This is a genomic window from Desulfovermiculus halophilus DSM 18834 (genome assembly GCF_000620765.1).
GTDB lineage: Bacteria > Desulfobacterota > Desulfovibrionia > Desulfovibrionales > Desulfothermaceae > Desulfovermiculus > Desulfovermiculus halophilus.
Genome location: NZ_JIAK01000012.1, coordinates 56,585 through 80,463, shown reverse-complemented (window position 1 = coordinate 80,463; position 23,879 = coordinate 56,585). Strand labels below are relative to the sequence as shown.

At 55.1% G+C, this 23,879-nt stretch carries 22 protein-coding genes; 16 read left to right on the top strand and 6 right to left on the bottom strand.

The window, feature by feature from the left end:
• Nucleotides 1–285: 285 nt before the first annotated feature.
• Both N902_RS0107540 and N902_RS16925 read left to right on the top strand, forming a co-directional pair.
• Nucleotides 286–1,041: a sulfite exporter TauE/SafE family protein gene (locus tag N902_RS0107540; RefSeq protein ID WP_027370444.1), complete on the top strand. Its 756-nt coding sequence runs from the start codon at nt 286–288 to the stop codon at nt 1,039–1,041.
• Nucleotides 1,042–1,324: 283 nt separating this feature from the next.
• The gene (locus N902_RS16925) at nt 1,325–1,663 is read left to right on the top strand and encodes an ArsR/SmtB family transcription factor (protein WP_084288003.1); all 339 of its coding nucleotides are present in this window, start codon (nt 1,325–1,327) and stop codon (nt 1,661–1,663) included.
• 128 nt (nt 1,664–1,791) lie between these two features.
• Here the strand turns inward: N902_RS16925 and hcp are convergent, their stop codons facing one another.
• Nucleotides 1,792–3,438, bottom strand: a complete 1,647-nt coding sequence (hcp, locus tag N902_RS0107530; protein WP_027370443.1) for a hydroxylamine reductase — start codon at nt 3,436–3,438, stop codon at nt 1,792–1,794.
• 170 nt (nt 3,439–3,608) lie between these two features.
• On the opposite strand from hcp, the gene N902_RS16920 reads away from it, so the two are divergent.
• From N902_RS16920 to N902_RS19660, 3 genes are all read left to right on the top strand, one after another.
• Nucleotides 3,609–4,211: a 4Fe-4S dicluster domain-containing protein gene (locus N902_RS16920; protein ID WP_051564418.1), complete on the top strand. Its 603-nt coding sequence runs from the start codon at nt 3,609–3,611 to the stop codon at nt 4,209–4,211.
• Nucleotides 4,198–5,052, top strand: a complete 855-nt coding sequence (locus tag N902_RS0107520; RefSeq protein ID WP_084287997.1) for a heterodisulfide reductase-related iron-sulfur binding cluster — start codon at nt 4,198–4,200, stop codon at nt 5,050–5,052. The genes N902_RS16920 and N902_RS0107520 overlap by 14 nt, the downstream gene beginning before the upstream one ends.
• A 170-nt stretch (nt 5,053–5,222) precedes the next feature.
• Entirely contained in the window at nt 5,223–5,378 is a 156-nt protein-coding gene (locus tag N902_RS19660; protein ID WP_153304167.1) for a hypothetical protein, read from the top strand.
• 402 nt (nt 5,379–5,780) lie between these two features.
• Here the strand turns inward: N902_RS19660 and N902_RS0107515 are convergent, their stop codons facing one another.
• The 5 genes from N902_RS0107515 to N902_RS0107495 form a co-directional block, all read right to left on the bottom strand.
• Nucleotides 5,781–6,965, bottom strand: coding sequence for a pyridoxal phosphate-dependent aminotransferase (locus tag N902_RS0107515; RefSeq protein ID WP_051564417.1), 1,185 nt, complete (start codon nt 6,963–6,965; stop codon nt 5,781–5,783).
• A gap of 269 nt (nt 6,966–7,234) precedes the next feature.
• Nucleotides 7,235–8,518, bottom strand: coding sequence for a TRAP transporter large permease (locus N902_RS0107510; RefSeq protein WP_027370440.1), 1,284 nt, complete (start codon nt 8,516–8,518; stop codon nt 7,235–7,237).
• Nucleotides 8,519–8,524: 6 nt separating this feature from the next.
• On the bottom strand, nt 8,525–9,076 hold the full coding sequence (locus N902_RS16915) for a TRAP transporter small permease (RefSeq protein WP_027370439.1): 552 nt from the start codon (nt 9,074–9,076) through the stop codon (nt 8,525–8,527).
• Between the two features lie 515 nt (nt 9,077–9,591).
• On the bottom strand, nt 9,592–10,467 hold the full coding sequence (locus N902_RS16910; protein WP_208596282.1) for a DctP family TRAP transporter solute-binding subunit: 876 nt from the start codon (nt 10,465–10,467) through the stop codon (nt 9,592–9,594).
• A gap of 121 nt (nt 10,468–10,588) precedes the next feature.
• Entirely contained in the window at nt 10,589–12,145 is a 1,557-nt protein-coding gene (locus N902_RS0107495) for a sigma-54 interaction domain-containing protein (RefSeq protein WP_027370438.1), read from the bottom strand.
• Between the two features lie 176 nt (nt 12,146–12,321).
• Here N902_RS0107495 and N902_RS19910 point away from each other — a divergent pair, with 176 nt between their 5' ends.
• From N902_RS19910 to N902_RS0107445, 11 genes are all read left to right on the top strand, one after another.
• On the top strand, nt 12,322–12,618 hold the full coding sequence (locus N902_RS19910; protein WP_034622163.1) for a hypothetical protein: 297 nt from the start codon (nt 12,322–12,324) through the stop codon (nt 12,616–12,618).
• Nucleotides 12,557–13,744, top strand: a complete 1,188-nt coding sequence (locus N902_RS16900; protein WP_341830622.1) for an efflux RND transporter periplasmic adaptor subunit — start codon at nt 12,557–12,559, stop codon at nt 13,742–13,744. The genes N902_RS19910 and N902_RS16900 overlap by 62 nt, the downstream gene beginning before the upstream one ends.
• A gap of 7 nt (nt 13,745–13,751) precedes the next feature.
• Nucleotides 13,752–16,898, top strand: coding sequence for an efflux RND transporter permease subunit (locus tag N902_RS0107485; protein WP_027370437.1), 3,147 nt, complete (start codon nt 13,752–13,754; stop codon nt 16,896–16,898).
• A 32-nt stretch (nt 16,899–16,930) separates the two neighbouring features.
• The gene (locus N902_RS0107480; protein WP_084288007.1) at nt 16,931–18,451 is read left to right on the top strand and encodes an efflux transporter outer membrane subunit; all 1,521 of its coding nucleotides are present in this window, start codon (nt 16,931–16,933) and stop codon (nt 18,449–18,451) included.
• 197 nt (nt 18,452–18,648) lie between these two features.
• Nucleotides 18,649–19,812, top strand: coding sequence for a multidrug effflux MFS transporter (locus N902_RS0107475; RefSeq protein ID WP_027370435.1), 1,164 nt, complete (start codon nt 18,649–18,651; stop codon nt 19,810–19,812).
• A 389-nt stretch (nt 19,813–20,201) separates the two neighbouring features.
• Nucleotides 20,202–21,287 (top strand): YedE family putative selenium transporter, encoded by a 1,086-nt coding sequence (gene yedE, locus N902_RS0107470; RefSeq protein ID WP_027370434.1) that lies wholly within the window; start codon nt 20,202–20,204, stop codon nt 21,285–21,287.
• Nucleotides 21,288–21,299: 12 nt separating this feature from the next.
• Complete coding sequence (locus N902_RS0107465; protein WP_027370433.1) at nt 21,300–21,518, top strand: sulfurtransferase TusA family protein; 219 nt, start codon at nt 21,300–21,302, stop codon at nt 21,516–21,518.
• Between the two features lie 4 nt (nt 21,519–21,522).
• Nucleotides 21,523–22,074: a putative Se/S carrier protein gene (locus N902_RS0107460; RefSeq protein WP_027370432.1), complete on the top strand. Its 552-nt coding sequence runs from the start codon at nt 21,523–21,525 to the stop codon at nt 22,072–22,074.
• Nucleotides 22,062–22,919, top strand: a complete 858-nt coding sequence (locus tag N902_RS0107455) for an NAD(P)H-hydrate dehydratase (protein ID WP_027370431.1) — start codon at nt 22,062–22,064, stop codon at nt 22,917–22,919. The genes N902_RS0107460 and N902_RS0107455 overlap by 13 nt, the downstream gene beginning before the upstream one ends.
• A gap of 243 nt (nt 22,920–23,162) precedes the next feature.
• Nucleotides 23,163–23,381, top strand: coding sequence for a hypothetical protein (locus N902_RS0107450; protein WP_027370430.1), 219 nt, complete (start codon nt 23,163–23,165; stop codon nt 23,379–23,381).
• Between the two features lie 2 nt (nt 23,382–23,383).
• Nucleotides 23,384–23,878, top strand: coding sequence for a hypothetical protein (locus N902_RS0107445; RefSeq protein WP_153304166.1), 495 nt, complete (start codon nt 23,384–23,386; stop codon nt 23,876–23,878).
• Nucleotide 23,879: the final 1 nt, after the last annotated feature.

Here is a 23,879-nt window from a genome sequence, read left to right as displayed (position 1 = left end):
GCTGCATCAACTCCCGATCCGTTGGGGCTGGTCACCGCCACGATGCAAGTTTGCCCTAAGCGGGCGAATAATTATTCGCCCCTACGACCTTAACGTCAGCTTGGGGTCGATTTTCACCTCCGGGTTGCCAGAGTTTCCAGAGGGCTTGTAGGGGCGAAAAATCTTTCGCCCTCTTTGGAAATTCTGATCTCTTTCCTCTGATTGGGCACCTCTTGAATATAAATCGCCTTTTTGCAGTCTCGTCTTGGCACGTCTTGTTTTTAAAGCTCTAGATAAGGCAATCGTATGCTGTACTTTGCTTCACTCTGGGTCGCGGTGCTGGCCATCTCCTTTGTCCTGACCATGGTCGGTCTGGGCGGAGGTCTTCTTTTTTCCCCTCTGTTTCTCATGCTCGGGATGACCAAGGCTGCGGCCGCATCCACCTCCCTCTTTCTCAACCTGGTGGCCGCTTCATCCGCAGCCGTGACCTACGGTAAGAAGAAGATGGTTGACTATCCCCTCTCAGTCCCCTTGATCATCTCTTCCTCCCTGGCTGCTCCCCTTGGCTCGTATGTGAACGGGCTGGTGGATGTCCAGTTCTTTTCAATTCTTATGGCGGTGATACTCATCCTGGCCGCCGTGCGTATGGCCTTTGTGCCCAAAAAGGACACCTCGGACCGGGAGCAGTCGGCCAAAGTCAAGGTCATCGGCGGACTGTGTATCGGCCTGGCCATTGGTTTTCTGGGCGGGCTCCTGGGCATCGGGGGAGGGGTATTCGTGGTTCCTTTACTTATGTACATTCTGCACGTTCCAGCCAGGACAGCGGCGGCATCGTCAACCTTTATCGTCTGCTTTTCCTCCCTGACCGGATTTTTGGGCTATATGTCCATGCACAGCATCAACTGGGCCTTTGTCCTGCCCGCGGCCCTGTTCTCCTTTGCCGGAGGCCAGGCCGGGGCCAGGTTCATGTCCGCCCGGCTACAGGGCAGGACCATTGCTTATATTTTTTCCGGCGTATTGATTATATTCAGTTTCCGTCTGTTGTATCAATCCTTTGCCTGAATGCGAAGCAACCAACACCAAGCCCCTTGGGGCAGGACATAGAATGAAATGGTTCTTCGACGTAGCCTGTGGATTTTTGGAGTTTGCCCTCTCTTCTGTGTGCCCACTTTCGGCCCTACGAGCATTCCGATAAACCGTATGTGAGAATTGACTACGTGCTGGCGTAACGGCAGTAGGGGCGAATAATCATTCGCCCTCTTGTGGCTTGTGGCCAATCACGCACAGACGCGTGACTGATCGATATCCAGAAAAAACATTTGCAAACATATAACAGGAAGACACTATGACCAATCCGGAAAAAGTGGCTCGAATCTGCAAGGCTTTGTCGGTCCCCAGCCGGGTCAAGATTCTGGAAATCCTGAAGGTATCCACTCTGTGCGTCAATGCCTTGGCCCAGGAGTTGGGGCTGACAGCCGCCGCAGTCTCCCAGCACTTGCGCATCCTGCGGGATGCGGACCTGATCCGTCCGGAAAAGCGGGGATACTATGTGCACTACGTAGTGAACTGGGACGTACTCGACCAGTGGCGGCGATTGGTCGAGGCACTTCTCACCCCGCCTCTGGATCGGTTGGTTCTTGAGGATCAAAGCCAGCTGGACGAATCTTCAGAAGCAACAAAATGAACGCCATGAAAGGCCGTTTCTTTCTCAAGCCACCGTACGGGCCTTTTGGTTGTGCGGGAGATACAAAAAAACCCGGAACGGCTGGAGTACCGTTCCGGGTCGATTACTTCCAATGACCTCTACAGCTACTATTTCCCAGCCATCATGGCCTGTATATCTTCTTGGACCCCGCCAATGGGCTTGATGTCAAACTTGTCCACCAGGACCTGGGCAACATTGGGGGATAAAAAGCCTGGCAGAGTCGGTCCCAAGCGGATCCCCTGCACCCCCAGGCTGAGCAGGGCCAAAAGCACGGCCACTGCCTTTTGCTCATACCAGGCGATGTCATAGGAGATGGGCAGATCGTTGATGTTGTCCAGGCCAAAGGCTTCTTTCAGCTTTAAAGCAATCACGGCCAGGGAGTAGGAATCGTTGCACTGTCCGGCGTCCAGAATGCGGGGAATGCCGCCGATATCGCCCAGATCCAGCTTGTTGTACCTGTACTTGGCGCATCCGGCGGTTAAAATAACCGTATCCTGGGGCAGATTCTCGGCCACCTCTGTGAAGTAGCTGCGGGATTTCTGCCGTCCATCGCATCCAGCCATGACCACGAACCGCTTGATGGCTCCGGACTTGACCGCCTCCACCACCTTGTCGGCTAAAGCCAGGACCTGGTTGTGGGCAAAGCCGCCCATGATCTTTCCGGACTCGATCTCTTCCGGGGCCTTGCACTTCTTGGCCATTTCGATAACTGGAGTGAAATCCTTGCTTCCTCCGGCCGGCCTGTCTTCAATGTGTCCGGCCCCGGGGTAGTTGACCACACCGGTGGTGAACAAGCGATCCAGATAGGTGTTGTCCTTCTTGATCGGGATCAGACAATTGGTGGTCAAAATAATGGGCCCGTTGAAGGACTCGAACTCCTTGTTCTGATGCCACCAGGAACCGCCGTAGTTGCCCACAAAGTGATCATACTTCTTAAACGCCGGGTAGCAATTGGCCGGGAGCATCTCCCCGTGGGTGTAGACATCCACGCCGGTTCCTTCGGTCTGCTTCAAGAGCTCTTCCATGTCCTTTAAGTCGTGACCACTGATCAGGATGCCCGGATTATTGCGCACCCCGATGTTCACTTCCGTGATTTCCGGTTGCCCGTAGGCCGAAGTATTGGCCTCATCCAAAAGGGCCATGGTCTGCACCGCCATGTCCCCTGCTTTCATGACCATATCCACCATGTCGTCCACTGAGAGGTCCTTGGTGGTCGAGGCCAGGGCCTGCATAAGAAATCCGTATATCTCATCTTTTTCCTTGCCCAGCACTGCGGCATGGTCTGCATAGGCGGCGATGCCCTTGCCGCCGATGATCAAGAGTTCGCGCAGGGAACGGACGTCCTCGTTCTCCGTGGCCGTGATCCGGACTTCATCGGACAGGGCCTTGGCCTTGATCTCCTCTGCATTGTCAGAGGACCAGGTGGCGCAGTCCGGGAGCGAAGCCGGAATATCCCCGCCCAGTTTGGCCTTGACCGATTCCCGGACCTTCAGGGCTTCCTTTATCCGCTCGATGATCACATCGTCGCTCCAGGCCACATTGGTAATGGTAGTGAACAGGGCCTTGCAGATAAAATTTCCCGCCTCCCGGTCCACTGTGCCCTTTTCCTGCAGCTTTTCGCCAAAGACAGAGATCCCCTTGCAGACATAAATGAGCAGGTCCTGCAGATCGGCGGTCTCTTCCGGCTTGCCGCACACGCCCTTGACTGTACACGCCTGATTCTTGGCCGTTTCCTGACATTGAAAACAAAACATGGTCCAACTCCTTGGTTTCGGTTGAAGCATTTCTTTCGTTGCGTGGTGAATTGCACCCTATGGACATTTCTTGCTAAAGTATTTGATCCAGATCAAATACGTATGAAACTCTATACCGTATGCATACACTGCATCATCAGATACTGTCCAGACACCTGGAGGAGAAGGATATGTCCAACCACGACCCCCACCAGCCCATCGTGTTGGGTGATGAGCCCGAGGGAATCAGACGGGATCTGCAGCAACACTCCAAAACGAATTTTATGCGTTGTCTGCAGTGCCGGGCCTGTTCCAGCGGCTGCCCGGTCTATTTCGCCATGGATCTGGGTCCGAACCGTATTATCCGTCTCCTGCAGCTGGGCCAGTTTGAGCAGGCCATGCAGAATTCCACCATCTGGATTTGTGTAGGATGCGATACCTGCTCCAGCAATTGTCCAATGGCCATCGATATTCCCGCGGTTATGGACGTTCTCCGTCAGTACGCCCTGGATATGAATGCAAGCATCCCTACTCCGGATATAATCGGCCTGCACAATGAGATCCTCGCATCAATTGAGCGTTACGGACGGACACACAAATTGGAGATAATGCTTCGATATAAGGTCAAAAACAAGCCATGGTTTGAAGATATGGATATAGGTATCAAGATGCTCTCCAAGCGGAAACTCCATCTCTTTCCGTCCAAAGTGAAAACAACTGAAGACATCCGGGAAATATTCCGGACCGCAAAACCCATCTCCTGGCCATCGGAGAAAAGACATGAGCACATCTAAACAGGAAATGGCCTTTTTCCCCGGATGTTCTTTGGCTACATCCGCTCGGGAAAACTACGATTCCCTTCAGGCCTTCTGTCGGTACCTGGGCTATGAGCTCAAGGAAGTGGAGGATTGGAACTGCTGCGGAACATCTTCGGCCCATGCGGTGAACTCAGAGCTTGCTTTCGACTTGGCCTGCCGGGATCTGGCCTTGATGCACAGATTCGATCAGGTCCTGGTTGCCTGCCCCAGCTGCTACAAGCGGTTGCAGCACACGTTTCATCTCTTGACCACCAACAGCCAATTGCGCACCATATTTGAAAAAAAGTGGAAAACCACGTTCAATCCCCATCTGCGTCTTTTGCCCTTTCTACGGTTTTTGGCCCAGCAGGACCTGACGTCCCATTACGGCCATGCCTTCCATTCCCTGCAGGGATTGCGGGTAGTTTCCTACTACGGCTGTATGCTCAGTTATCCGCCGAACATGAACAAGGACCCTCAGCTCTATGGAATAATGGAGAAAATTATGAAAGAGCTGGGGGCTGAGCCGATCATGTGGTCCCATTCCTTGAAATGCTGCGGAACATTTCTTTCCGTGGCCCGACCCGATATCGCCACCCCGCTGGTCAACGACATTTTTTCCGCAGCGATCAAGGTCGGCGCACAATGTCTGGTCACCGCCTGCTCCATGTGCCATCTGAACCTGGAGGTCCGGTGCACCATACGGCCTGCTCTGCCTGTTTTTCATTTCTCCGAGCTTTTGGCTTTGGCTCTAGGTTCAGGCCCGGAAAAAGACTGGTTCAATCGCCATCTCTATGATCCCAGGCCATTATTAAGGAGTATTGGATTTTATGCATAAATATTTCAGCATATTATATTAATAATCAACAACCTGTGGAAAAAGGTGACCAGAGCTGTTCGTTTTCTGTTCTTCTGCTCCAGACCGCACGGTCAGTGTTCCTTGTGTTCCCGGGCTGTGCAGGCCTGTGTTCATTGCATATTCAGCAATACCAAATAGATATTATAGATATGAACATAGAAACAGCCCCAATGATGTACGACAAATCTCAGATAGATATAATTGAAGAAAAGAAGACGCCAGAAGATGCTTCATCTGGAAGCAATCCGGAACCAGCCCAAGCATCAGGAATAACCAAGAAAGGCAGTCAGCGAAGAGAGGAGTGAGGGCAGAAACGGCACGGCAGAGTTCACAAACACAGAAAGTGGAATTGCATACATAAGAGTTTGCCGTCTCTTCTGTGTGCCGTGAGCGGCAGGCCCGCACATTTTCTTGGTCCCGCCAAAAGGGGGAAACCCGGCACTCACGTGTACGATAAGCTTTGATCACACAGAAAGCAGTGACCTGCACGTGAGTAGCCGGGAGGGGGCAGGCATCCCCCTTTGGCGGGACTTAGAAAATACCGGGCCGAAAGTGGGCACACAGAAGAGATGGCAAACTCCAAAAATCCACAGGCTACGTCGAAGAAACTCAATTTTTATTGAGATTGCTTCGGTGAAGACATCAGGCAATGACCTGTTCTGCCCAGAATGTTCTCGATTTTCTGGAGAGATACAAAAGGAGGTGGGCTATTTTGCCCGGGAGTGGACGAATCGCTGCAGACGATCCATAGCCTTTTCCAGCTGCTCCTCGTCCACAGTGCCGGCGATGCGGACGCACCCCTCTCCGGATGGGCCGAAGGCCGCTCCAGGAATGACCAGCACCCGTTCCTCCTCCAGCAAGGACTGCGCAAAACGGGTGCTGTCCAGGTCAACGCCGCTGATCTCCGGAAAAAGGTAAAAGGAACCGGCCGGACGGTGACAACGGATTCCGGACATCTGATCCAGCCGCTTCCAGAGGAGCCCCACGCGGCGCTGAAATGATTCACTCATAGCAATAAACGGGCTTTGATCCATGCGCAGGGCGGCCAGGGCGGCTCGCTGCCCTGGAGAATTCACACAGGTTGTGGCGTAATTGACCACCTTGATCACATCGGGCATGAGCCAATCCGGACCAAAGGCATACCCTACCCGCCATCCGGTCATGGCAAAGGTCTTGGAACACGATTTTATAACCACAGTCTGCTCGGCCATACCCGGCCGAGTAACGATGGATTCAAACCTTCCCTCGAAAACCATGCGGTCGTAAACCTCGTCGGAGAGGACAATGAGCTCCCTGTCCCTGGCGATCCGGGCGATTTGATCCAAGGTCTCGCTGTCCAGCACGTTGCCTGTAGGGTTGTTCGGGGAGTTGAGCAGGAGGACCTTGCTTTTGTCCGTTATTCGCTGTGCGAGGTCCTCGGGACGAAGGGTGAACCCGGTCTGGAAATGCGTGGGCACGGGGATGACTTTCCCTCCGGCCATAATCACATGGGCGTTGTAGGATGGAAAATACGGTTCAGGGATAAGGACCTCGTCTCCCGGCTCCAGCACTGTCTGCAGGGTGGCGCTCAAGGCCCCCATGCCCCCCGGGGTGACCACTATCCTGGACGCAGGAATGGAGAGACCGGTTTCCTCGGACAGCTGTGAGGAGAGAAAATCCAGGAGCTCGAGGTCACCCTGGGCCGGGGCGTAGTGCGTGTAGCCGTTGCGCACGTCCTGCATGGCCTGGGTGATGACCTGATCAGGCGTGTCAAAATCGGGTTCGCCGATCCCCAAGCTGATGCAGTCGTCCATCCCTGCGGCTCGCTGGCTCATTTCCCGGATAACGCTGAATTGCAAGCTTTTGATCCGGGAACAAATCTTGGATTCCATTGTGGAGTAAAGATGGAGCATTCTCTGTTCCTTTGGTTTGAAAAACCGTTATTAGTTAATAGTTGTGAGAATCCAAATCGAAATCGGGATCGCTATCGAAATCGAAAGAATATGTCATTCGGTGCAGCAGGAACCCTCAGTTTATGGATATCGATCCCGATATCGATTACGAACCCGAAGAAAGGAAATCACAACAATGGGTAACCACTTTCAATCGGTATCGAAATCGTTTGTATGCTTCGTCAGCGCAAGCGTGCCTGCGCCGTGGCAGGCATGTGGGTTGGTTTGATCTATATGTATCCCAGCATCTTGGGAACAAACAGGATGACACCCGGCCAATAGGTGGCCAGGAGCAAAACTGCCACTTCCAGGGCTAAGAAGGGCAGAACGGAGCGGATGATGGTCGACAGCTGCAGTCCGGTGACTCCGGAGACCACGAACAGGCAGACTCCCAACGGGGGAGTCAAAAGTCCGACGGCTATGTTCAGGACCATGACCAGGCCGAAGTGAAGTGGATCAATGCCCACGGTTTCGGCCACTGAAAGCAGGGTGGGAGCCAGAATAATGATGGCTGCCCCGCCTTCCAGAAATGTACCGATAAAGATCAGGAAGATATTGATGAACAGCAGAATGAGATAGGGATTTTCCGTAATGGCCAGCATGCCCTCTGCGATCCGGGTCGGGATCTGTTCCGCGGATAAGACCCAAGAGAAGATGTTGGCCATACCGATGATGAGCAAAAGGACTGCGGTGGTTACTCCGCTGTGGACCAGGATATCCTTCAGCTCTTTGAGATCCAGCTCCCTGTAGATGCACAACCCCAGGAAGAAGGCATAAAAAACAGCCACAGCGGCGGCTTCGGTTGGGGTGAAGACACCGCCCAGGATCCCGCCCAAAATGATCAGGGGAGCAAACAGTGCAGGCAAGGCGGCTGCAAATGAACGCCAAAAGATTCGCCCGGTAAAGGGAAAAACCTCCCGGGGGTATTGGTAGCGCACAGCCATGAACAGGCTTAAGGCCATCATGGACAATCCGAGGAGGATACCGGGGACGATGCCGGCTGCAAACAGGCCTCCGATAGACAGCCCGGTGGTCACCCCCATTAGAACCATGAGTATGGACGGGGGGATGATCGGTCCCATAGTCGAGGAGGCTGCGGTCACAGCTGCGCTAAAGCCCGGAGGAAAACCCTTGCGAACCATCCCCGGGACGAGAATGGTGCCCATGGCCGCAGCGTCGGCCACTGCCGAGCCGCTGATTCCGCCGAAGAACATGGAGGCCACCACATTGGTATGGGCCAATCCGCCGGGAATCCTTCCGACCAGGACATTGGCGAAGTCGATGAGCCGCTTGGTGGTTCCGCCCCGGTTCATGATCTCCCCGGGCAGGACGAAAAAGGGCACGGCCATGAGCGGGAAGGAGTCGATGCCGGTGAACATGCGCTGAGCCAGGATGACCAGGGGCACATTGTTCATCCATACCAGGGCGGCCAAAGAGGTCAGGCCAAGACAGAAGGCAATGGGAAACCCCAGTACCAGGGTCAAAAGGAAAACTGAGGCCAAAAGTAGGGTCATAGTATTCTAGGGATTGGGGCTGTCCTCAGTTCCAAGGGCTGGAGTGGCGATGTTGGCGTTTGATCCGGCCGAAGTCGGAAATCTGTCATGCAGCATGTCGGCGGCAATATCAACAATCATCATCACGCTGCCGACAGGCAGCGCCAGATATGGGATGAGCATGGGAATTTCCATGGCTGGAGAGCGCTGATGCATGTTCAGGGTGGCCAGGTTGATACCTTGTTGGGTCAAGACCGCCAGAAAAAGGATCATCCCCAGTTGGACCAGCGGGACGATGAATCGGTCGTAGCCCCGGCCCGGTATTTTTTCCACCAGGATGCGCACGCCGATGTGCCGTCCCCAGCGAAGAGCCACAACACTGCCAAGCATGGCCATCCAGACCATCATATACCTGGCGCATTCCTCGCTCCAGGGGAAAGGAATGTAGATCACAAAACGAAACACGACCTGCAAGAGAATGATCATGCTCATCAAGGTCCCGAGGAGGCAGAGAAAGATGGAACAAAGCCAGACCTGGGCATTGGCCGCCTTGTTTATCCAGTAGGAGAGAAAATGCATGGTGGTCGATAACAGCGAGAGTTCGTTTTTGGTTCTTCAACCTAGCCTATGGATTCTTGGAGTTTGCCGTCTCTTCTGTGTGTCCATTTTCGGCCCGGTATTTTCTAAGGCCCGCCAAAGGGGGATCCCTGCCCCCTCCCGGCTACTTACGTGCAAGTTCACTGCTTTCTGTTTGACTAAAGCTTGTCGTACACGTGAGTGCCGGGTGGAGGGACCAAGAAAATGTGCGGGCCTGCCGCTCAAGGCACACTAGAAGAGACGGCAAACTCTTATGCATACAGTTCTGCTTTCTGTGTCGAAGAGCCTTATTTTTGTATGGCCTCATATTTTTCATTGGCCATCTCGATCCGCTCCTGCACGATCTCTTCAGCTCGCCCGCCTACTGTATCTTCAGCCTTTTTGGCTCCCTTCAAGGCCTTGTCCACCCACTCGCTTCCGATTTCCGAGGAAATGAACTCCAGTCCGGCAGGCTGGGCCAGATCCCTGAACTTGTGCAGTTCTTCTGAAGTGGGAGTCTATATTTCCATCCCCTGGTCCTTTAGCTTGGCCAGGCCCTCCCTGTTTGCTTCCTGACTAAACCCGTTGTGGCTGGCAGCTAAAACTTGAGCAGCTTCGCGGACGATTTTTTGATGCTTTGGGGAGAGATTTTCAAAAAACCGGTTGTTGATAAACACAAAAAGAGGATTGTAGAGATGACCGTCCCGGATCATGTAGTCCTGGACCTCATAAAACTTCATATCGTGGATTAAAACCACCGGGCATTCCATGGCATCCACCACGCCTTGCTGCAAGGCCATGTACAGTTCACTGAACGGGATTGGGGTCGGATCGGCGCCCAGGGCCTCGGTTATGGCCATGTGGGCCGGGTTCTGCATGGTCCGCACTTTAAGCCCGTCCATATCGGCCGGGACGTTGATCGGACGGACGTTGTTGGTGAAATGGCGGTACCCGTTTTCCGTGATATCCAGGATGCGCACTCCGGTTTTTTGCAAAAACTCTTGCTTGAATTCCGCAGCCACAGGCCCATGGAAAAATTCCCAGGCAGCCGGGGCACTGCTGAACAGATAGGGAATGTCAAAAAGCATAACCGGCTTGAAGAATCCAGGGACAGGCCCGGAGGTCAAGGTACCCATCTGGATTGTCCCCATCCGGATACCTTCCAGGGCTTCCCGTTCATCACCCAGCTTGGAGGCATGGTAGGCCTGGACTTCAATGGCTCCCTGGGTCTTGGTTTCTACGATATGTTCAAAGATGGCTACTGCTTTGACTGTTCGATTGTCCGGTTCGTCCGGACCGGCATTGGCCAGCTTGATCACGGTTTTGGCCCCGGCCGGCTGAACCGCGAAAAGGGCTGTGAGGACTATGAAAAGAAAAAGGTATTTCTTGGGCATGGGAGATCTCCTTAGCTAACAGTTGCTGATGAACCCGGATTGGGCGGAAATTGCGGAATTTGACTCGAAGAACACAGATCTGTCAAGAAATACTGTTTCCAAGTCCCAGGCATGACCAGGGCTAGCTTTGTTTCCTGCGCTTATAGGGAATTCCCAGCTTATCCATCCTCTGGCGCAGGGTGTTGGGATGTAGGTCCAGGAGCTCGGCCGCTCCGCCCGGTCCGCTGATTTTCCCCCGACTTCGGTTCAGGGCCCGGCGGATATGTTCTGCGCATACCGCGTCCAGGGTGGGAAAGGGGGCTGATTCATCTTCTAAGGAAGCAGTATGCTTTGTTCGGGTGCTGGCAATACTTGTGATCAGTGAATCGATGTCCAGCTCACTGTTGGTGGATTGGATCAGGGCCCGCTCTATGAAGTTTTCCAGCTCGCGCACGTTTCCCGGCCAGGTGTGGGCCATAAGCTTGTCCAGGGCATCCGGGGGGAGTTTGGGGCGATTGGCAAGCTTGAGGTCCGCTGCCTTGCGGTGCAAGAAATGGTGGACCAGGGCCGGGATATCCTCCTTGCGTTGACGCAAAGGGGGGACCATAACCGGGAAGACGTTCAGCCTGTACCAGAGATCCTCCCGGAAGTCGCCGGCTCGGACCATAGCCGCCAAATCCCTGTTGGTGGCGGCAATGATCCGGATATCCAAAGGAATGCTTTGGCTTCCTCCCACTCGTTCTATTTGTTTGTGCTGCAGGACATGGAGGAGCTTGACCTGGGACTGGAAGGGAAGCTCGCCGATTTCATCCAGGAAGACGGTTCCGCCCTGTCCGCGCTCAAAGCGCCCCCGTTTCTGTTTTTCCGCCCCGGTAAACGCCCCCTTCTCATGTCCGAAGAGCTCGCTTTCCAGCAAAGCATCCGGAATGGCACCGCAGTTGACGGTTATCATCGGGCCCTGGGAACGGTTGGAGAGCTTGTGAATTGTATCGGCTATGATCCCCTTGCCGCTCCCGGTTTCCCCCAGAAGCAAAACTGGATTGTCCAGGGAGGCAACCTGCTGGACCTGCTGCATGACCCCTTTGAGCCCAAAGTCCGCCCCAATGACCTCTTCCCCTTCCCTGGCCCGGATTTGCTGCTGAAAGTACCTGCTTTCGTCGGCCAAGAGTTCGTTGAGACGGACGACCTCCATGTGCTTCAGGGCGTTGGCCAGGGCGATGGCCAGGGGTTCCCGTAGCTGGACGAAAAGACGGGCGTGGTCCTCGGTGAATCGATTGATGCCCAGACTTTTGACAGCCACCTCCCCAATATAGCTCTGTTCCAGGGACAGACGCATGATCATGGCTGAAAAGTCGAGGCTCATCTCCAATTGGTTGAGGATGTTTTTGGTTTCCGGCTCATTATGAGGATTGTTGACCATATGCAGGGAGGTCATTCCCGGGCGCTGGTTCTCAGGAGCTTCCCAGTCGATGGCCGGTACGGAGATGGCTCCAAGATTCGGCTTGTCCCCGGTGTTTCCTGCCGCGGCCACGAACTCCAGCATCTGAACATCAGGAAGATACACCGAGAGGTGCATGGAGTCTGCGGGGATGAATTGCTTGACGTACTCCAGGCAACGGTCTAAGGCCTTGTCGATATCTAGACTGCTGCATATGCGCAAAACCGACTCTCGGAAGAAGGAATCAGGGGGAAGGCTCATAAAAATACGCTATAGTGTAATTGAGTTAGGGTTTACATTATACAAGAAGAATTTTTACTGTATTGCGTAATTATAATCAAGGCCTGAGATCGGTTTTATTGTAAAAATGATATATGCCAGCATGATATAATAATGGTATATGTATTGCATGTAAGTTTCTTTCGAGGATACATGCAATGTTTATAGAAATCATAACAGTTCGTACATTACGGGCCGAGCAATGCGCCGGTCTTTTGCAGGAAATGGCCGGATTCCGCCATCCCGGTTCTCATCCCAGGCCATTGTGGTGGGCCTGTTACCAGAACCTGGAAGTCGAAAATGAGGTCAGCGTTCATTTGGGCTGGGATGATTCAGCGTGTATTGAGGGCAAGACCGCATGCGGGCTGCAAGTCGCAGCCTTTCTGCTTCAGCATGGTTTGGTCCATCACACGCTGTGGAAGCTCAGCAAAGGATCTTACATCAATGAAGTCTGATAGTGCTTGGAGGGTGCGGGAAATGAAAAGGATTTTTTTCTTGGTGCTTGCATGTGTGGCTGGGATTCCTGCTTTAAGCTGGGCTGCACAGGGCCCTCAAGGTCCTCCCCCCTTGGTGCAGGCGGCGCCGGTAGCTCTTGTGGACGCCAACCAGCCGGAAAAATATATCGGCCATGTAGAATCCATGGAATCCATCGATCTCAGGGCCCGGGTGGAGGGATACCTGGAAAAGCTCAATTTCAAGGAAGGCTCCTTTGTGCAGAAGGGGCAGATTCTTTATGTTATAGAGCAAGCCCCCTACAAGGCGCGGGTGGCCGCAGCCAGGGCAAAAGTGGCCCAGGCGGAGGCGGATCTTTTCAAGGCGAAGACCCGTCTTGAGCGCCTACGTTCAGCCCATCCGGAAAGCGTGCCCAAGACCGATCTCGATGATGCCGTGGCGGCCCGTGACCTGGCCCGGGGCAGGCTGGACGAGGCCAGGGCCAACCTGGAGCTGGCCGAAATCGACCTGGACTATACCACCGTGGAGGCCCCGATAACCGGCAGAATTGGTAAGAGCCGTTATAAGGTGGGGGATCTGGTGGGTCCTTCGTCCCAACCGATGGCGGAAATCGTGCGCATGGACCCGATCAGGGTCGTTTTTTCGGTAAGCGAAAATCAGGGCAAAATAATAATGAACGCCCTGAAGGATTCTGAAAAAGGGGATGCCGCCTCCATTTTGTCTGTCAGTTTGGAGTTCTCAGGCGGTCAGGCCTATCCCCGGAAGGGAGAAATCGATTTCGTGGACAACCGGGTGGACCCGGATACAGGGACTATTGCCATCTGGGCCAGGTTTGAGAATCCGGACGGGCGTCTTGTGCCGGGTGAATACGTGAGGGTCTTTTTGGAAGAGGCCAAACAAGAGATGATACCAGCAGTTGCCCAGGCCGCGGTGCAAAGGGATAAGGAAGGCGCCTTTGTCTATGTGCTTGATGAGAAAAACAAGGTTGAAAAGCGCCGGATCACAACAGGCCATGCTCGGGACGGCAAGTTCATTGTGACTTCGGGGTTAAAGCCGGGCGAAAAGGTGATCGTTCAGGGGATCCAAAAGGTGAAACCCGGAATAAGCGTGCATATCAAAGGAGAATAAACAGGCGATGTTTTCCAGGATCTTTATCGAACGCCCCAGGCTGGCCATGGTTATCTCCATCCTGATCACCCTGGGAGGACTCATAGCCATATTTAATATCCCGGTGGCCGAGCTGCCCCACATCACACCACCTGTTGTCCGGGTCAGCACCACCTATCCCGGGGCCAGTGCCGAGGTTGTCCGGGACACGGTGGCCGCCCCCATCGAGCAGGAGGTCAACGGTGTTGACGACATGCTCTACATGGAATCCACCTGTTCAGACGACGGGAGCTACAGCCTCCAGGTTACTTTTTCCGTGGACTCCAACCCTGATATCGATCAGGTCAATGTACAAAACCGGCTCCAGCTGGCCCAATCCCGGCTTCCCCAGGAGGTGCTGGACCAGGGAATCGATGTGCGCCGCCGTTCCGAGGATATGCTGGGGGTCATTACCTTTACCTCGCCCCAAGGCACCCGGGACAGGATATTTATGAGCAATTATATCGACCGGGTCATTAACGATGCCCTGGTGCGTATCCCCGGGGTCAGCGACGTGCATATCTTTGGCGAGTATACGTACAGCATGCGCATCTGGTTGGACCCGGACCGGCTGGCGGCCCTGCAGATGAGCCCGGACGATGTGGTCCGGGCCGTTCGCCGGCAGAATATCCAGGCCACCCTGGGCTCGGTGGGCACTGCTCCCGCCCCGCCGGGACAGGAACTTCAGTACACATTAAAGGCCAGGGGCCGGCTTAACAGCGCGGAGGAATTTGAAAATATCGTGATCCGGAGCAATGAACAAGGCGGGCTTGTGCGGCTCAGGGATGTAGGCCGGATGGAGTTGGGCAGTGAGTCCTACAGTACCCAGGGGAGCGTGGACAACCGCCCCACAGTAGGTATTGCAGTGTATAAATCCTCTGATGCCAATGCCTTAAACACTATGAACGCGGTCAGAGAAGAGCTCAAGCGCCAGGCCGAGCTCATGCCCGAGGACATGGACTATATGGTGATGTATGATACCACCGACTATGTACGCGAAACAATCAAGGAGATTGTCTTTACCCTGGGGCTGACCTTTTTACTGGTGGTTCTGGTCATCTTTACCTTTTTGCAAAACGTGCGGGCTACCATTATTCCCGCTGCCGCCATACCGGTTTCCATTATCGGCACCTTTGCCGTTCTGCTCGCCCTGGGATTTTCCGCCAACACCATAAACCTGTTTGCCCTGATCCTGGCCATCGGGGTGGTGGTGGATGACGCGATCATTGTGGTGGAGAATGTCTATCGCGTCCGGGAGGAAGGATCAGCCGGTGACCGCAAGGAAGCGGCCATCAAGGCCATGGAAGAGATTACCGGGCCGATTGTGGCCACCACATTGGTCCTTCTGGCGGTCTTTGTCCCGATTATCTTCATGCCCGGGATCACCGGAGGGCTCTATAAACAATTCGGGGTGACCCTGTGTGTCTCGGTGGTCATCTCAGCTATCTGTTCCCTGACCTTGAGCCCGGCCCTGTGCGCGGTTTTTTTGAAAGCAAGCACGCCTCACCGGCGCGGCCCTTTTGCCTGGTTCAACATGTTTTTGGGAGGCTCGCGCACGGTTTATACCTCTGTGGTGGGCTGGCTGATCCGGCATCTGGCCGTGGCAGTGCTTTTCTTTGTGATCATTCTCGGCGGGGTTTGGTTCTTCGCCGGACACCTGCCCACCAGTTTTCTGCCCCAGGAGGACAAGGGTGGATTCTTTGCCGATGTTCAGCTGCCGGAAGGGGCGACCCTGGAGCGGAGCAACCAGGTCCTGACCCGGGCGACTGAAAAGCTTCTGGAAATGGAAGGAGTGGAGCACGTGCTCTCTGTAAGCGGTTTCAGCCTGCTCAGCGGTCGCTCGGAAAACGTGGGTTTTATAATCTGCGATCTGAAGCCCTGGGAAGAAAGGACCAGGCCGGAACTGCACTTGGATGCCATGGTGGCCAAGGCGGCCAGGGAATTTAGTGCCATTACCACCGCCAATATCACCCCCTTTGTTCCGCCCCCGATTCAAGGTTTAGGGACCACCGGCGGGTTTGATTTCCGGTTGCAGGCCTTGGCAGGTCAGAGCCCCGGAGAGCTGGTATCAGTGGCCAGAGGGCTGGTGGCGGCCGCCAATCAGGAGCCTTCGCTCTCCCGGGTCTACACCACCTTTACCGCGGATACCCCGCAGATTTTTGTGGATCTGGACCGGACCCGGGCAGAGCAGATGGGTGTTGCCGTAAGCGATGTATTTTCCGTGCTGGGCCAGCAGACGGGGTCCAGGTATGTCAACGATTTCAACCTATACGGCCGGACCTACCAGGTCAGGGTCCAGGGTCAGGCCCCATACAGGGCCAAACCGGAAGATATCCAGGATTTGTATGTGCTAAGCGAGAAAGGGAAAAAGGTCCCCTTAGAGAGTCTGGTGGATCTGTCCTACAGGCTTGGATCCAAGGTGGTCAACCGCTACAACCTGTTCACCAGCCTGGACATAAGGGGCGAGGCTGCGCCGGGCTATTCTTCGGGCCAGGCCATGGCCACCATGGAGCGCCTGGCCGGGGAGAAACTGCCTTCGGGTTATGGGTTTGAATGGTCCTCCATGAGTTACCAGGAAAAACAGGCCAGCGGCACTGTGGTCTATATGTTCGCCCTGGCCCTGATTTTTGCCTATCTCTTTTTGGTGGGGCTCTACGAGAGCTGGAACCTGCCCGTATCCATAGTCCTTTCCGTCCTGGTGGCCACCCTGGGCGCCTTTATCGGGCTTTGGGTATTCGGGCGTCCCTTGTCCCTGTACGCTCAAATCGGTGTCGTGCTTTTGGTCGGCCTGGCGGCCAAAAACGCCATTTTGATCGTGGAGTTTGCCAGGGACCGCAAAGAGCAGGGCGCCTCCGCCTATGAGGCTGCGCTGGGGGGGGCAGGAACCCGTTTCCGGCCGGTGCTCATGACCGCCCTGACCTTTATTCTGGGTGTTGCCCCCCTGGTCGTGGCGACCGGTGCAGGGGCCTCAAGCCGCAACCACATCGGCACCGTGGTTTTTGCCGGAATGATCGCGGCCACCACCCTGGGAATACTGATCATCCCTGCGCTGTATTACATTTTTCAGCGACTGGGTGAAAAAGGGCAGGCCGTGTGGCAAAAAGGTAGCAGAAAGCAGCGGATGCAAGACGAATAACCAGCGAAAAGGCGAAAAGCGGGATGCGGAATATGACCATACCAAAGAGAAAAAAGCGGGTTCTGCGTGCGGGAGGCATACGGTTTATGCCCTGGCTGCTCGTGCTTGTTTCTTTGCTCGCGGGCGGCTGCGCCATGGTGGGGCCGGATTATGAAAAGGTCCGGCCCGAGGTCGGCAAAAACTGGACCGCGCAAATGGAGAAGGGCCTGGAGGCCGCCAAGCCGCACAGGGAGGTTCTGGCCGAGTGGTGGAAGGTGTTGGATGATCCGGTGCTCACTGCATTGGAAGAAAAAGCGGTCCAGGGGAACCTGGACCTCAAGACCTCCCTTTCCCGTCTGCGGCAGGCAAGGCTCTTAAGGGGCATCAGCGAATCCGGTCTCTATCCCACGCTGAATGCATCCGGCCAGGTTCAGGAACAACGAGGTAGCGAGTCCCTGCAAGCGGGTGCCGGCGGAGAAGAAGAGGAATACTATCTGGCCCGGTTTGATTCCGCCTGGGAGCTGGACCTGTTCGGCGGGATCAGGCGCTCGGTTGAGGCAAGCCAGGCAGAGCTTGAGGCCGGCCGGGCCAATGTAAAGGATGTCCTGGTCAGCCTGATGGCGGAAGTCGCTGTAAATTACATAGAGGTACGGAACTATCAGCAAAGACTGGATATCACCCGGGCCAACATAAGGACCGAGGAAAAAACATATAAATTGAACAAGTCCAGGTATGAGGCCGGTCTGATTGACGAGCTGGCCGTGCAGCAGTCCCTTCGGAACCTGGAGACCACCCGGTCCCAGATCCCTAAGCTCAAAAGCGGCCTGCGGGCGGCCAAGAACCGCCTGGCAGTTCTTTTGGGCCGGGAGCCCGGTTCGATAGATGAACTGCTTGTCGCGGACAAAGCAATCCCCCAGGTTCCGCCCAGGGTAGCCGTGGGGATCCCGGCCGAGGCCATGCGCCGGCGGCCGGATATCCGCAGGGCTGAAAGGCAGCTTGCGGCCCAGACCGCCAGGATCGGAGTGGCCACGGCTGATCTCTATCCCAAGTTCCGGTTATTGGGCACCATCGGACTGGAGGCCCTTGAGAGCAATTTCCTTGACGCTCAGAGCCGGTTCTGGGGTATAGGACCCGGTGTATCCTGGAATATTTTCCAGGGCGGTGCCCTTCGGCTGAATATTGACCTGCAAACAGAAAGACAAAAAGAGGCCCTGCTTTCCTATAAGTCTACAGTCCTGCAGGCCCGGCAGGAAGTGGAAAATGCGCTGACCGCCTATGCCAAGGAGCAGCTAAGGGAAGAATCCCTGCAAAAGGCGGTCGCCACCGCCAGGCGGACCGAATTTCTGGCAAGAGACCGCTACAAGGCAGGTCTGACCGATTTTTACAATGTCCTGGATGCCCAGCGAGCGCTCTTAGAGCTGGAAGATGAGCTGATTCAGTCCCAGGGACAGGTAGCCTCAAACCTGGCCAGGCTGTACAAGGCCCTGGGCGGGGGATGGGAGTATGCAGATCAAGCTTTGACCCGGTCATCAAAACCCGTGATTGAGAAGACCAAGGCAAACAGCGCTCAGTGAGCACTCATAAATAATTACCCTGCTTTATTGTTCCCACGCTCTGCGTGGGAACTCTTTTGGACGCTTCGGCGTCCAGAAAGAGACCGCGGGAGCGGTCAGGAAAGCTCCCACGCAGAGCGTGGGAGCTATAAGTAATCGCCTGGCTCTTTGCAGGCGTTTGTTGTACCCAAACTGTCGCTGTAGCGTGAACACATTGCATGAAACGGTGGATATTTTTTCTGGCCCTTCTGGCCGCATTCCCGCCTTTGTCCACGGACATGTATCTCCCGTCCATTCCCACCTTGGCCCGGATCTGGAACGAGCCACTGTGGGTGATCAACCTGACCCTGGTCGTTTTTTTCATCACCTACAGTTTTTTCCTGCTGGTCTACGGGCCGCTGTCCGATCGTTTGGGACGCCGGAATGTGCTTAAGATCGGCCTGTCCGTGTACATTGCCGCCAGCCTGCTCTGCGCCGCCTCCCCCAACGCCCCGGCCCTGATCATCTTCCGCATGTTTCAGGCCGTGGGCGCTGCTTCGGCCGCATCTCTTGTACTGGCCATATCCAAGGATGTCTTTGCCTTTCAGGATCGGGAGAAGATCCTGGCATATCTCGGCGTGGTCATCGCCTTGGCTCCCATGCTGGCCCCGGTCATCGGAGGATGGACCCTGGCCTTTTTTTCCTGGAGATGCATTTTTTGCATCCTGGCTGGCTTTGGGATGGTGGCCGTCTGGGGAGTGCACCGGATGGAGGAGACTTTGAAGCCCTCCCTGCGCACCACCAAAGTCAGTGTTGTGGACAATTACCTTCCTTTGCTGCGCAACGGCACCTACATGGCCCTGGTCCTGGTCGTTGCCCTGGCCATTGTTCCCTTGTTCGCCTTTATTGCCGCCTCCTCAGATATCTATATCTCCCGCTTCGGAGTCAGCGAACAGGTCTATGGATACTTTTTCGGGTTCAATGCCTTGGCCCTGATGGCTGGTTCCCTGCTCTGCACCAGGCTGAGCGGACGGGTCTCCTCGGCCAGAATCCTGAGCTTGTGCTATATCGGGGTCACCGTGGGCGGGGCGCTTTTGCTCCTTGTCGATCAGAACGGTCCCTGGAAGCTGGCTTTGCCTATGCTGTGCATTTCTTTTTCCGCAGGCTTAAGCCGACCGCCCAGCAACAATCTGGTTCTCAGCCAGGTTCACCACGGGGCTGGTGCAGCCGCGTCCTTTTTGATGTTCACCATCATGACCGGCGGGGCCCTGGCTATGTGGTTCATTTCCCTGGGCTGGGAGGACAAGATCACGGTCCTGGGCATTATGGGCCTGGTCTGCGGAGGGCTGGGCAGCGTGCTGTGGCTGGCTTTGCAGAGAAGGCAAATGATTGCAGGGCATTGAGGTGCACAGCCGAACCGTGGCTCTTGGACCATGCCGTCAGCCGAGATATCTCCCCCTGAACAGCATGTCCCGGTCATCCCCCTGAACAGCCCGGTCGTCGGCAAAATTCCGACCTTGGAGTCCTCCGATGGACAGTTGCCGCTGATAGTGAGGACAAAACCCCAGAGTTCACTGCATCACGACCATCCTATCTTGCATAACTCCTTACCGATTTCCCTGCCTTCATAATAGAATCTATCACGTTTTGTGATCCATTGTTGCGCTTTGTATTATATAAAGTCATTGGATTCTTTTATTTTATTTATGCTACCCATCAGAAGATGCTGTGTTTGGCCGGGGTGCTGAAGGCAAACTGTAGGCAACCGTAAAAGAAGCAAAGGCAGATGGGTATGAAGAATTTCTTGGCTACCAGATGGGGAATTGTGTGTGTCGGGGGGATAATCGGGATCCTTGCCGCCCTGCTCCAGAAGTGGGGCAATCCTGGCAACATGGGAATCTGCGTGGCCTGTTTCGAGCGGGATATCGCCGGGGCTGTGGGCATGCACCGGGCCGGGGTGGTCCAGTACATGCGCCCGGAGATTATCGGGTTTGTTCTTGGGGCCTTGATCGCCGCTTTGAGCTTTAAAGATTTTCGTCCCCGGGCCGGATCTGCGCCCATTGTCCGATTTGTCCTGGGCGTATTCGCCATGATCGGGGCCCTGGTCTTTCTGGGCTGTCCCTGGCGGGCCATGCTCCGCCTGGCCGGTGGGGATGGAAACGCCATCCTCGGTCTTCTGGGTCTGGTCTTCGGCATTTTCATAGGAACCAGGTTTCTGAGGTCCGGCTATACCCTGGGGCGGGAAACCAAGACCTATCCGGCTGTGGGCCTGCTCCTGCCCGGGATTATGGTTCTATTTTTCGTTCTCATGCTCATCTTTCCTCAGATCCAAGATCAGCATAAGTCCGGAATCCTCTTTTACAGCCTGAAAGGACCCGGTGCTATGCATGCTCCGATCATCATATCTCTGATCGTTGGCCTGGGGGTTGGATTTATCGCTCAGCGCAGCCGATTCTGTACCATGGGCGCCTTTCGCGATCTCATCCTTTTTAGGCAAACTCACCTTCTGGGCGGAGTCATTGCCCTGATTGTAACCGCCTTTGCTGTGAATCTCCTTGTCGGTCAGTTCCATCCTGGATTTGCCGATCAGCCAGTAGCTCATGATCTCCACATCTGGAACTTCCTGGGCATGACTCTGGCCGGTTTGGCCTTTGCCCTGGCCGGAGGGTGTCCCGGGAGGCAACTGTTCATGGCCGGGGAGGGAGACGGGGATGCGGCAGTATTTGTCCTGGGCATGATCGTGGGCGCTGCCTTTTCCCACAATTTCGGCTTGGCCAGCTCTCCGGCCGGGGTCGGACCGTACGGAATCCAAGCTGTTTTTCTGGGTTTGGCCGTCTGCCTGGGTATTGGATTCTTTATGCGCAAAAAGCTGACCTAAGGAGCAAATGCAATGAGTGAAACAGTAGATGCCAGGGGCCTGTCCTGCCCCCAACCTGTCCTCATGGCCATGGAAAAAATGAAAGAGATGCACAAGGGCGAGATGGTGGTCCTGGTTGATACCCAGGCCTCAAAGGAGAATGTCAGCCGGGCGGTTCAGTCTCAGGGCTGGGAGGTAAAAGACATCCGGGAAGATGGAGATGAGTTTCATTTAAGCATTATCAAGAAGTAAGAACATGGGATTTTTCAATCGTCTGCGAACAAAGAAGCCGGCCACAAAAGACCGCTCGGGCTGGGAGCGGGGCATCCTGGTCTTTGCGCATACCAGCGAGGTCATCCGGGCCGAGAAGCTGATCAAAAATAGCGGCTTCTGCATCAAGGTCATGGGGCCGCCGCCAGAGATCAGGACCGGATGCGACCTGGTCATCGAGTTTCCCTTGATCGAGGAGCTGAACATCCTGCGCCTGTTGCGGGATAAGGAAATACAGGCTTTGCAGGTGGTTCCAGTCACCGATCATCTGCTTCAGCCGGTGGATTTGTTTGCGGTCAAGGATTTCGGGGAGCATCTCATGGTCCGGGCGGCAAATATGAAGCTGACAGTGGACAAGGAAACCGGAGTTATAGTCAATATTTCCGGCGGCGGATGCCCGGATGTTCCCTATCTGGCCCGGGAAATGATCGGCAAGTCTCTGCTGGAGGCTCCCAAGCCTCAGGATATCGGTCATACCCTGTGCGGGTACGCCCTGCACCTGGCCTATGAGGAGATGGTGCGCAGATGCTGGCAGTAGTTGGAACAGTGCCAGAGGACGATTTCCCCTTGGTTTGCGGCCGGGCGGACTTTGACTCATCCAGGCTGAGAGTTGAAGGGAAATACATTGATGTGAATCGAGGAACCCCGGCTCTGTTGGCTGCTGCCTGTCGTATGCTCCAGACTCTGGGTCAGGAGCCGCCCCTGGCTTTTCTGGTCGGGGACACCGGATTGGGACACGGAAGTCGCAGACTGTATGCCTATCTGGCCGAGCACCTGGCTGACCATACCTTGAGCAGCATGGTCTTTCATTACCTGCAGCCTGATGTGGACGGCCACGGCCGGGTCCTTATGGCAGTGCAGGAGTTGAAGACCCGACCCAAGCTGATCGCTGACGCCGGATTTATGTATGCGGCCAAGATGAGCGGACAGAGCCCGGAATATGATCTTTTCACTCCAGACGCTGGGGAGCTGGCCTTCCTGGCTGATGAAAAGGCCCCGCATCCCTTCTATACTCGGGGATTCATTTTGTCCGAGGACAACAAGGTTCCCAGCCTGATCACCCGGGCCTATACCCATTCCAATGCCGCCAGGTATCTCCTGGTCAAGGGCAGCATGGATTATGTGGCTGATTCTTCCGGTATTTTGTCTACGGTAAGCCAGCCCTGCAGCGAGGCCATGGAGGCTGTGGGCGGGACAGGAGACACCCTGACCGGAGTGGTCAGCAGCCTTATTGAGTCCGGCATGGATGTGCCCAGGGCTGCGGAGCTGGCCGCCCGCATAAACCGCACCGCCGGCTCCATGAGTCATCCAACGCCTGCTTCCCAAATCATGGATATCATCCCTTGGCTGCCAACGGCCTATGGGCAGATCAAAGCTCCATGAGGTCTTTTAGGGTTCACGGTTCCAGGTTCACAGTTGAACGTCCTTGCTGGCCGCAGACACCCAGTTTGACTTAAAATGAAACATAGCACGACAGCGATAGATTGTGATCCGAAAGCATTGCCCCCCGGACCGCCAGTCACGCGTCTGCGCGTGACTGGCCATTCTGGGATCGCCAGGCGCCTGCCTGGCTCTTCCAAGGTTTGCTCATGCCCTAACTGTCGCTGTAGTGTTAGGAAAAGTCACATGAATACTCCTCCCATCACTCCAGATATGACCGTTCTGGATATCATCTCCACCTACCGGGGAACGGAAGAAATCTTCCGCCGATACGACCATCAGGCCGGAGAATGCGTCTGCTGCAATGCCTTGTTCGACACCTTGCAGGACGTGGCAGCCAAATACGGGCTTAATCTTCAAGAGATTCTAGCTGAGCTGTGTGCAGCAGCACAGAATAAGAAATGACCATGTCTGCATACATTTACGCACCGGACCGGTTTCGCAAGAAGCTGGACAAAATGACCCAGGCCGGGGGCAAAGCCCAGGACGCGGCTGATCAGGCCTGGAACATCATCCATCTGGTGGCTGCAGAGGAGCAGATAACCCAGTGGCTGAGCAGCAAGCTGACCCACTATGGGGAGGCCAGGCTTCAGAATGGAAGCAAGTTCGATCTGGGCAGTGGGTACCGACTTGTGTTCATGAAAAAGAACGGCCGCTTCATTTTTCTCTACCTTGGAGCCCACGATGACTGCGATACCTGGATCATGAACAACCGGGGTATTGAGCCTGAGCCGGATCAGCTCGAGGTCATCCACAGCCCTGCCCATCACCAGGAACCGAAGGAAGCAGAGGAGTTGGGAGAGCAGGCTCATGAACCAGATGACGACCGGCCCCTGCATGAGTTCATCGATCAGCAGACCCTGCGGGAGATATTTTCAGGGTTGTGCCGACGTATAAGTTAAA